The organism is Pseudomonadota bacterium (assembly GCA_034189865.1).
GTDB lineage: Bacteria > Pseudomonadota > Gammaproteobacteria > UBA5335 > UBA5335 > JAXHTV01.
In genome coordinates this window covers 1-9,700 of sequence record JAXHTV010000018.1, presented here as the reverse complement: position 1 = coordinate 9,700, position 9,700 = coordinate 1, and the positions used below count along the sequence as shown (strand labels likewise).

10 protein-coding genes are annotated in these 9,700 nt (G+C 53.2%); 3 read left to right on the top strand and 7 right to left on the bottom strand.

Features of this window, described 5'->3' with window-relative positions; all coding sequences use genetic code 11:
* Positions 1-112 precede the first annotated feature (112 nt).
* Positions 113-2,059 (top strand): bifunctional metallophosphatase/5'-nucleotidase, encoded by a 1,947-nt coding sequence (locus SVU69_09550; protein MDY6943241.1) that lies wholly within the window; start codon positions 113-115, stop codon positions 2,057-2,059.
* A 95-nt stretch (positions 2,060-2,154) separates the two neighbouring features.
* On the opposite strand, the gene SVU69_09545 is transcribed toward SVU69_09550, so the two are convergent.
* Complete coding sequence (locus SVU69_09545) at positions 2,155-2,901, bottom strand: flavodoxin family protein (GenBank protein MDY6943240.1); 747 nt, start codon at positions 2,899-2,901, stop codon at positions 2,155-2,157.
* A 151-nt stretch (positions 2,902-3,052) separates the two neighbouring features.
* The gene (locus tag SVU69_09540; GenBank protein MDY6943239.1) at positions 3,053-3,418 is read right to left on the bottom strand and encodes an STAS/SEC14 domain-containing protein; all 366 of its coding nucleotides are present in this window, start codon (positions 3,416-3,418) and stop codon (positions 3,053-3,055) included.
* A gap of 973 nt (positions 3,419-4,391) precedes the next feature.
* On the opposite strand from SVU69_09540, the gene SVU69_09535 reads away from it, so the two are divergent.
* The gene (locus SVU69_09535; GenBank protein MDY6943238.1) at positions 4,392-5,279 is read left to right on the top strand and encodes an RICIN domain-containing protein; all 888 of its coding nucleotides are present in this window, start codon (positions 4,392-4,394) and stop codon (positions 5,277-5,279) included.
* A gap of 308 nt (positions 5,280-5,587) precedes the next feature.
* Here SVU69_09535 and SVU69_09530 read toward each other — a convergent pair whose 3' ends face one another.
* The 4 genes from SVU69_09530 to SVU69_09515 all read right to left on the bottom strand — a co-directional run bounded on the left by SVU69_09530 (position 5,588) and on the right by SVU69_09515 (position 8,054).
* Entirely contained in the window at positions 5,588-5,932 is a 345-nt protein-coding gene (locus SVU69_09530; protein MDY6943237.1) for a hypothetical protein, read from the bottom strand.
* Positions 5,933-6,060: 128 nt separating this feature from the next.
* Positions 6,061-6,546, bottom strand: coding sequence for a GNAT family N-acetyltransferase (locus tag SVU69_09525; GenBank protein ID MDY6943236.1), 486 nt, complete (start codon positions 6,544-6,546; stop codon positions 6,061-6,063).
* 152 nt (positions 6,547-6,698) lie between these two features.
* Positions 6,699-6,980, bottom strand: coding sequence for a putative quinol monooxygenase (locus SVU69_09520; GenBank protein MDY6943235.1), 282 nt, complete (start codon positions 6,978-6,980; stop codon positions 6,699-6,701).
* A gap of 129 nt (positions 6,981-7,109) precedes the next feature.
* Positions 7,110-8,054: an NPP1 family protein gene (locus tag SVU69_09515; protein ID MDY6943234.1), complete on the bottom strand. Its 945-nt coding sequence runs from the start codon at positions 8,052-8,054 to the stop codon at positions 7,110-7,112.
* A 219-nt stretch (positions 8,055-8,273) separates the two neighbouring features.
* On the opposite strand from SVU69_09515, the gene SVU69_09510 reads away from it, so the two are divergent.
* Entirely contained in the window at positions 8,274-8,432 is a 159-nt protein-coding gene (locus tag SVU69_09510; GenBank protein MDY6943233.1) for a hypothetical protein, read from the top strand.
* 134 nt (positions 8,433-8,566) lie between these two features.
* Here the strand turns inward: SVU69_09510 and SVU69_09505 are convergent, their stop codons facing one another.
* Positions 8,567-9,262, bottom strand: coding sequence for a hypothetical protein (locus SVU69_09505; protein MDY6943232.1), 696 nt, complete (start codon positions 9,260-9,262; stop codon positions 8,567-8,569).
* Positions 9,263-9,700 lie beyond the last annotated feature (438 nt).

Here is a 9,700-nt window from a genome sequence, read left to right as displayed (position 1 = left end):
CTCGCCGATCGTGTTTCCGTAAGCGAACGTTCACCGCTCGGTCACGGACATGCAAAACCGCTCGCCTAAATTCCCCCTATTTAGCCAACTCGACCACCTTGGGGAGAACACGATGAGACGTGGCCTGATGATTTGTGGCGCCATCGCCGCAGCGCTGATGGTCTCGGCGCCCAGCTTCGCCGACGACAACAATGACGCCGAACTCGGCGCTCAGTTGACCAAACCCGAGGACATCCAACAAACGCTGCGCAAGCTCAAGTGTGTCCGCAACTATCTGACGACCCTGCAGATTATCCACAGCTCGGACAACGAATCGTCCTTTCAGGATCCGAACACCTTGGAAGAGAAAATTCTCAACTACTCCACGGTGGTCGACGGACTTGAACAACTTGCCCGCGAACAATGCACGGCATCGATCCACTTAACGGCCGGTGATCACACGATTCCCGGCCCGTTTTACCAAGCCTCCGAAGAAGCCTTCGGCCAGCCGGGCCTGGGTGACATCATGATGTTCAACGCCATGAACTTGGCGGCCAACGGCATGGGCAATCATGAATTTGACGGCGGCATTAACGATTTTGCCCAACTGCTCAACACCGCGGACTACCCCTTTATCGCCGCCAATCTGGACTTCAGTGAAGTCGAGTTGGCCGCGAGCACGCCCGCCATTCAAATCGGTGAGGATGCGGCCAGTTGTTTCCGCAACCGTGGCAAAGTGGTTAAAAGCTGCTGGCTGATTCGTGGCGGCCGTCCGATCGGTCTGATCGGCCGTGCCCCGGCCGACTTCTTTAACGTGATCGAAGACCCGGAAACCACCATCCCGGGTCTGGATTTCGTCGGTGGCCGCGACCCGGATACGAACCAACCGCTGGTATCCGCCGTCAGCCAGGTGCTGGAACAAGTCGAAGCGCTGGAGCAACGAGGTATTAAGCGCATCATTCTGCTCGACCACGCCCAGGACTTCACTGCCGATCCCCTGTCGACGGGCAGCCTGCGCGGCATCGACATTATCGTAGCTGCGGGCTCGACGGGCTTCATGGCGCAGCCTGTGGCCGACGGTCCGTTCAACCTGTTGCGCCCTGAAGACACCGCGGAGGCGGATTACCCCACCGTGCGGGTGGATAACGAGGGTGAGACCGTTCTGGTGATTAACAGTGACCAGCAATACCGCTACGTGGGTAACTTGATTGTGACTTTCGATCTCAACGGCCACATCAAGAAGTTCGACTACCGGAGCGGGCCGGTCGCAACCACGGCAGAGGCCATCGCCGCCCTGGAAACGGAGCTGAGCACCACCGGCCTCGGTCCGAACACGAAGGTGTCTGAAACCTACGCGGCGCTCAAGAACACGACCCTCATCCAGGACGCGTTTTTTGTCGTGGGTGCCACCGATTACCCGCTCAATGGTCTGCGGGCGGATGTGCGCAGTCGTGAAACCAACTTGGGCAATCTGGCCGCGGATTCCACGATTTGGGGTGCCCAGGAAAACGGTTTCCCCACGGTTGACGTCGCACTCAAGAACGGCGGCGGCATTCGTGACACGATTCAGGGGCCCACCATCATTCGCTTGGCCATTCAGGCGGCTCTGGCGTTCGATAACACCCTGACCGTGCTTGAAATGACCGGCGATCAATTGTTGGCGGCCATGGAAAATTCCGTCAGCCGAGCGGAGTTTACCGACGGGCGATTCCCCCAAATTGCTGGCATGCTGCTGGAGTTCGACACCACTTTTGCCGCTATCGAGGGCGCCACCACGGTGACGACGCCATCCCGCGTGCGCAATCTAACCATCACCAAGAGCGACTCGACCGTGGTGAATTTGGTGGTAGACGGCGTGGCCGATGCAGCCGCGCTCGCAGATACCTTTATTCTCGCCACCAACAGCTTTACCGCGACCGGTGGCGACGGCTATGCGGCCTTCGCGGCCGCCACCGTGGTGGGTGCGACGACCGTGGGCGAACAGGCCATCCTGGAGGATTACATCACCGATGTACTCGGCGGCACAGTGAGCATCATGGACGATGCGGCCAACCCACAGCGGGTCATCCGCCTCAACTGAACCTGAAGCGGCTCATCGAAACAGCCCCACCGAGACTGACTCGGTGGGGCTTTTATTTTGTCGCGACAGAAACAACAGCGGGTGCGTCGGGCCCGCTATCGATAGTCCGGGTTGGGGTGATCGAAGTGGCATCCGGCATCCCAAAGCTTCCGCTGATTTCCGTGAGCCGGTATGCCACCCGCCGCTTTCAGCAGCCGGGCCATGTGCATGAGATTCCAGGCCATAAACGTGGTGTTACGCTGGGTAAAATCGTTTTCCGGCCCGCCGGAGTCGTCATCGCCGTAAGAGGGACCGGGCCCGACTTCGCCGATCCACCCGGCGTCGGCCTGGGGTGGGATGGTGTATCCGAGATGCTGCAACGCGTAGAGAACGGTCATTGCGCTGTGTTTCACGCCATCCTCGTTTCCGGTGACAACACACCCCCCGACCCGGCCGTAATAGACATACTGCCCGTGCTCATTGAGCTTGCCGGATTCGCCATACAATCGCTCGATCAGCCGGCGGCAAACGGAGCTTTCCTCACCCAACCAGATGGGTGTGCCGACAAGGAGAATGTCGGCCTTCATCACATCCCGGCACAGCGTGGGCCAATCATCGCGCTCGAAGCCATGCTCGCGCATGTCGGGGTACACGCCGGGCGGTAATTCATAGTCCACCGCCCGGATCATTTTCACCCCGACGCCGTTGGCCTCCATGATTGCTTTCGGAACCTCCAAAAGCTTTTCTGTATGAGAGACCTGCCCGCTCGGCTTCAGTGTGCAGTTGACGAACAACGCCGACAAACCGGAAAAATCGAACGAATGGCCTTGGCAGAGAGCCTTTTGCTGCGTATTCAGCGTCATAATCAACCTACCCCAGGCTAAAAGGAATCTGTTCGAAGATAACCAACCGATCCGACAAATGGGTTACGGGGAGCCCCCGGCGATCTCTTGCGCGAAACACCCGTGGGCCGCATGAAATGCCCCGATGGTGTCTAGGCGGGCATCCCTCGCTTCATGGGCCCTGGAGAAATTCAATGGCCAGATCGTAGTCCGCAAGGGGGAAACATTTCATTTCAATGCTTCTGAAGATCTTGTCTTCGATGCTGACGATTCGATCGATCCACGTTTTGTCCGTGACCACAGCGGCCTTACTTACGTTGGAGAATCCCACCTCGTAGAGATACTTGAACTCCTCCACGAGCGCAGCGATTTCAACGCCCTTCCAGGAGTCGATCTGTTCCAGGATGACGATATTTCCATAGCGTCCGATCTTTTCTCTTGCGTCGGCTAGTACCCGTTCCATGTCGCTTCGCGTGATTTTTCCAGAGATACGAAAGGCAACAGCGTTTTCGATATCGGTCTCTATCATCTCGATCATCGGCATCCCCCGGCGCAAATCCTCTGTGGAAGCGCCTCATTTCGAACGCGTTTAGCACCACGGCAACGCGCGTAACCAAGCATGACATTGCGCAACGCATTTATAAGATGCTAGGTCACCGAGCCCAAGTCCGCCTGGGCTGTCCGCAGTGACCCACAAATAATGCGCAAAACCCCAGGAAATCGACAATTTGTCGGACTCCATCCGGGAGCGAAGCGGAGCGGCCCGCCATGATGCAGCCGCGCGAACAATCATCAGCGCCCCGCGGAAGATACATCCCGCCTAATCGTAAACCAATTTACTGCGCTGCAAACCAAATGCCCGCTGCCGTGTACAAGCCGTGATCGTCGTGTCTGCCCGCGCTGCGATCCTTCCAACGTCGTCTACTTAAGAAAATCTATCCCCTGCCGTCTAACCCGAAGTGCGTTTACCCACACTAAACCGTAAACAAAAAATCGAACAACCGCATGACGGACTACCAAACGGACGTGCAACCGTACCCAAACAGGGGAAATCTCCCCCACGCCCCACAGACGCCACCTTGGGCTTTCGTCCACCCGGGCGACTACCGCCGTCACTTGCAGCGAAAACGCCGCTCTCTCGCTTACATAAATATGCGAACAATAGAAAAATTGTACGAGCCTAAAAATATTCTCGACTTATTCGCAACCCTGATCGGGCCGGAGTCTCTGAATAATTGCGGGAAATTAAATCTCAAATCAATGCAAAAAAATACATTACGGAACGTCCTTGCGCGGTAAAACAAAACAAAAATCTAAAAAAATGATAAAAATTAAATAATACAAAATATCTGACAATGCACAATCATTTATCGGATTTATGACTCGAACGTCGATCTATCTTTTTGTTTTAACCAACCAATAACGGAGCTCACCACACAGTAAAGACATCACACATCGTGTTGGAGTTTTTTCGTCAAATCACGTGTTCCATTCATTTATCAAGGATAACCATGAACAAGAAGAAGCACTTTAAATCCGCCGTATGCTGTCTCGCCCTGGCGTCGGCCCCTTTCTACTCCGCCGCAGCACAGGCGGCGAGCGGCCAGGCCGCTTATGTGGATGCCGCCGGCAACTACAGCTGTCTCTCCGTAAATGATAGTAATCAGGTTGTTGGCGCCCAATGCGACGACCGGGCCTCTACTTGGACCACCAGAACAGACGGCCGCGTGGGGCTGGATGGAACGAACATGTGTATGGATGTGGACACGGCACATCCATCGAACGGCAACAAAGTTCAAGTCTATGACTGCACGGGTGTATCCGTGAACCAACTGTTCACTTGGAGTGGCAATGGCGACGGCACCATAAAACTCAACTCAAACGGGTTGTGCGTTGCGCCGCCGGCCAACGGATCGCAGGCCACAGTCGCCGGATGTAACGACTCGAATGCTTTTCTGCTCTCCAAGCGTGTGGTCGTCACACCCAACTGGCCGAATGACATTGCGAGCGTTCCGGTCTATTTCCAAGCTTCCGCGACATCCGGTTATCAACAAAAGCTAACCATTTTCGGGCCCCAAATCGCCACGCCGCTTTCGGCAACCTCCAATACCAGCGAGCCTTTTGGCACGCAGTTCCTGCTGAGTCTTCAACACTTGGCCTACGCACCGGGTGATACCTATACCTTCAACATTTTTGTTGAAAGAAGTAACTCAGCAGGCGCGTTCCAGCGCTCGCCGGTGCTCATCGTCAACCAAACCATTCCGGTGACGAATCCCGACGGTAACGAAGCGGGACAGGTCATTTACGTGGGCGCAAACGACACCCCACCCGGCATCGGTGACCAGGACTTTAACGACACAATGGTCCTCATCAGCTTGTGGAACCAAAGCACCGACTAACACCTGCTGGAAACAGGGAGAATGCGGTGGCTGGACCGGACACAATACGGTCCAGCCACATGCCTGTTTCTCTCATGAAGGCATTACGCAGTGTTCTGGCAAGCTCCACCAAGAGGCAGGTTCTATGCTCTTGACGAGATAACCTCCGGCGGCTTAATGGCGGACTGAGCCGCCCCCCTGCTCCATAGAAATTCGTTCATATCTCCACGAAGAATGACGCTTGAGTTCAGCGGCGCCGGAGCGCCGCTTTGGCGTTCTCTGGAACGATTTACGACGCGAAGACCCAATACCTGGCTTAGCGATAACGCTCACAGCGGCTGCACGAGCGGCCTGACCTCGATTACGCGACCGGACGGATCGAATTTCAAACCAATTGAGCCCACCCAAACAAAGCCGTCTTTTTCAAAGGGCTCTTCCGTTGGCCAAGAAGAAGCATTTACAGCTGCCGCAATCACGGTTTCCCTTGATGCATTAGGATCGGATACGACGGGAATAACCGCCATCGCCTGAAAAGCGGCGGATTTGGCGTTTTGATAGGAATCTTGTAGATACGTGCCGCTAACACCGCAATCCACAACAGCGTAGACCCAAAACGCGTTGGTACCGACAAGTGCGAGTATGAGAACTGTGATAGCCACAAGTGACTTATTCATTTTCCTAAAGCCTGTGTTCAGCACGTGCCGGAGCGCGTAGACGGAGAGAACCTGATTTGTGCAGCGAGTCAGACGTGCGCTGCAATCCATTGTTGGGGCATCTCGCCACGGCACTCAATCACGACTGCTTAGCCCCCAATTTCGCCCGCAAATAACCGCTTCTTCATTATCGCGACGGGGATGCCATCGTGATCGGCATGCTCCATCAAATCCCAGCCCCTGTGTTCGTAGAACTGCTCTTGATGTTCGGTGACGAGATACAGCTTTTCCACCCCCAGCGAGGTGGCTTCGGTCTCAACACGTGCGATGAGCGCAGACGCGATACCGTTGCGTCTGCGCTCCGGCTTCACGTATACGGCCGCCAGCCAAGGCGACAGCTCCGGCCGTTCCCTCATGTCACTTTTCACCAACGCGGCGGACCCAATAAGACCGGGCCCCTCAACAGCAATGAATATGGTCGGAACACCAGACTTTCCGGCTGCCTCAGTAAGCCGGGTCACCCTCGTCTCCAAATCAATCTGTGGGGATAAGTGCCCCCATTCAGCTTGGTGGAGCCGGGACAGTTCCGCAACGTGCTGAATGTGGTCAGCAAGGTAGACGATGTCGATTGTCATGACGCCCAACGCCGAGCTAACCGGCAATGCCCGTCGTAGCCTTGGAAAGCCTCGGCACGCATGGCCTGTGTTGAGCGACTTGATAGGCGGCACGCGTCAGCGACGTCCAGTGGAGCGATTATTGATGTGCTTGTTATGTGCGGCCATAAAGATTAGCGACTTTCGCTTATTTGATAATGCCTTTCAACATTTGCTGTGATCTCACCCCACTGTGAACGTTTGACTCGCTGTTGATGCGACTCAAATGCCTCGCGGTTAACAAACTCCTCGTAGACAGTGAATGTATTTTTGTTTTCTTTGTCTTGGGTCACTCGGAAAACCAAACAACCTTCTTCCTTTCGAGTCAGCTCAATATGCTTCAGAAGCTCAGCCTGAACCGCAGCCAAATCGTCATCTGATACGACGATATATCCTTGTAACGTGACCTTTGACAACTTAGCACTCCGATAGACATATAACGCCCGTATCAGGAGGTAAACGTAGCGGAGCGAAGGTTGCTCCACTGTATGCGACTGTTATGCACGCCGAAGCGCCCATCTCTGACATGATTACAAGGCATTCACCTAACACTTACCCAAGCCACAATTGAACTGCCGCTGCCATTCATCCGGATTGGGGTAACCCTCCGGTACGGACTGCATAACATTCTTAATGAACGTTTCGTCTTTCATAGGCACTATCGCAGATCCAAAATCAGCCTGTGTCAAATCCCGAGTTAAGTCAGTATTAGTCACGCCGGCATTTCCCACCATGGTGAACCAATTCACCAGAGTGGCCGTCACCCATTGCTTGGTTGGATTCTCAGGCTTTTCATTGAGCTTACAGGGTTGCGGGTTGGACTTATCCCCTGATTTGCAATCTTTCGTCTTTGCAAACCGCATGGAATGGGTACTGGCCCCATCTTTATGGTACACAAGGTAGGGATGATCCCCTCTTTGGGCGTCTTTTTCGTGGTAGATATCATCTACTGACTTAGTCGTGGTTTTACCATGCGCACTAACAGTTGCGTGGGTAAGAACGCGAGCCTCCTTATCATTAAGGGTGTCCCACGACATACCAAATTCCCAGTCGTGGCGGTGTCCACCGGCAGGCCCCACGAGATTCCCCGGAGTGGTTTGATCCTTCACAAAATACTGTGCGTACATGTGGGCACAGTACTTATTCACTACCTCATCGGCGTCGATACAGAACCCACGGTAATAGGTATTTGCATATGTAATCTGATCTTCATACGCACATTCCCCATTCAGGGCTCCTGTATTGTTAGTCCCCGGGTTCAACTGTCCCTTTGGATCTATTGCCGCTGAAGGCAAGCAGCCGTCTGTGTCATAGTCGAACTTTATCGCCCAATGTGTCATGGAGTTCGGATTATTCGGCGATTCTTGTAACGGCTCTAGACAGGCAGATTTATTCGAATGCTCCTCACAGGTGCTTGCCGACGCCCCTACGGGAACCGCGAACGCCAAACCAAGCAGAAAAATGAAGTGTGTAGTAGATTTCATATCCATATCTTGCTCTTTTTCCAGTTACATTTAGATAACAGCATAATATGATTCGTGTGATCACGCTGTAATCCTCCCATTTCCCACAAAGCTCATTGGTAGAAAATCAGGCTGCTATAAGCAAGCTCCGTGGTGGCGCACTGGCGAGCCCCAAGTCTCTACGTTTCAGTTGTCGACTTGACGGAGAAGCTTACGAGATGTCGACAGTATGGGAGCGTTGAGAAAATGCAGACTGACTCGGATGCCTACCTCGTCCACTACAACACCAAGCGGCCTCACCAGGAAAGAATGATGGAAGGAAAAACACCGTACATCGCGTTCAAGGCAGGCTTGCCGAAAGACAGCAAACCGAGGACTGGAAAGGCAGCCGAAAAGGCCGCTTAAATAAACCCCCCGCGAGGAGCATGTGTCTGGTGAATACTGTCACTGTAAACTCGGGAGCAATATCAGCGCATACAGATAGCAGTGCTCCGGGTATTGGGCGCGCTAATCCGGACTCTCAGTTCCTAACATCGCATTCAACGGCTCGTCCGCCGCAATGCCTTGTTATGTTTTGGTCTCTTCGCATCCTGAAACTCAAGATAAAATTTACATCCTTCATAGAAATGAACTCGAATCCTCCGAAGGGGCAATGATTCGACGACTTGGTATTTAAAGACGTCGGGATTACTACCATGAAAACCAGCGTCATGAAACAGCTGATTATTTTTTTGGATGGTCTCTACGCGCGTGGTTTCCTCCTCCGAATGCGGGGGAGGACGAGCCAGAAACTCTGGGAACCAACGCACTTCTTCTTGCCACTTCTTTGAGTAGTGCAAGAAATACAACCCCCGTGCGAAGTGATCAACAAACGAATCTACACGGCTAATTTCAATCTCATGGCCAAATCGCCCATCAACCTCGACAGCTCTACCAGCAAATCTAGCAAGTATGCTCGGATTTCTTTCGTTCTGACGCCTTATCTGATTGCGATAGTGATTCCTGCCAACTTCATTAATCGATTCTAAGCTTGTAACCACGTTCAAAAAGTATTCATCATCTTTTGATTTTCCTGAATTGTGGATATTACACGACTGAACTGTCTGTAATTTCGTTCGAAAATCCTGCCCATCGATCCGGTCTCTCGACCTTGGAAAAAAACATCGCGGCGGCACATGCTCACGGCCGCTGGCAGAAGCACCACACATATAGCAAGTCGTAGTACCTTCCTTCATTGAGTTTCACATGCACATAAGCTTAGAAAAACATAACGGTGAACTAGATGAAATCAGCTGACAATCGACTAGAAAAAGATGCCATCTACTTCGAGAATATCGTCTTTCTAGAATGTAACTTGAGCTACGCAGTACCAAGTAGCTAGTAACCGAAAGCGTATGCGTTATTCACGGTTTTGATTGGGCTGTCGCCAAAGAGGTTGGACTTGGACCACACGCTACTGATCGTTCCGAAATGGTGAGATTGGCTTTCTCTTCGGTTCTTCTGAGCCGATGGATTCCGGGGTGGGTATGGAATCCATACTTTGGTTTTTTTTCGCGGTCTCCGGCTCTGCATGAAAATCGTTCTAATTTTTCGGTCGTTTAGCATGCCGGCAATAACCCCTGCCCTCGCCCCGTTCTAAACAGGCTTAGCAGTTTTTGTATTGGGGCTTTAGC

Bases quoted from the DNA above. Each gene is read 5' to 3' on its own strand.
- SVU69_09550 (MDY6943241.1), top strand. From the start codon at position 113: ATGAGACGTGGCCTGATGATTTGTGGCGCCATCGCCGCAGCGCTGATG.
- SVU69_09545 (MDY6943240.1), bottom strand. From the start codon at position 2,901: ATGACGCTGAATACGCAGCAAAAGGCTCTCTGCCAAGGCCATTCGTTC.
- SVU69_09540 (MDY6943239.1), bottom strand. From the start codon at position 3,418: ATGATCGAGATGATAGAGACCGATATCGAAAACGCTGTTGCCTTTCGT.
- SVU69_09535 (MDY6943238.1), top strand. From the start codon at position 4,392: ATGAACAAGAAGAAGCACTTTAAATCCGCCGTATGCTGTCTCGCCCTG.
- SVU69_09530 (MDY6943237.1), bottom strand. From the start codon at position 5,932: ATGAATAAGTCACTTGTGGCTATCACAGTTCTCATACTCGCACTTGTC.
- SVU69_09525 (MDY6943236.1), bottom strand. From the start codon at position 6,546: ATGACAATCGACATCGTCTACCTTGCTGACCACATTCAGCACGTTGCG.
- SVU69_09515 (MDY6943234.1), bottom strand. From the start codon at position 8,054: ATGGATATGAAATCTACTACACACTTCATTTTTCTGCTTGGTTTGGCG.
- SVU69_09510 (MDY6943233.1), top strand. From the start codon at position 8,274: ATGCAGACTGACTCGGATGCCTACCTCGTCCACTACAACACCAAGCGG.
- SVU69_09505 (MDY6943232.1), bottom strand. From the start codon at position 9,262: ATGAAGGAAGGTACTACGACTTGCTATATGTGTGGTGCTTCTGCCAGC.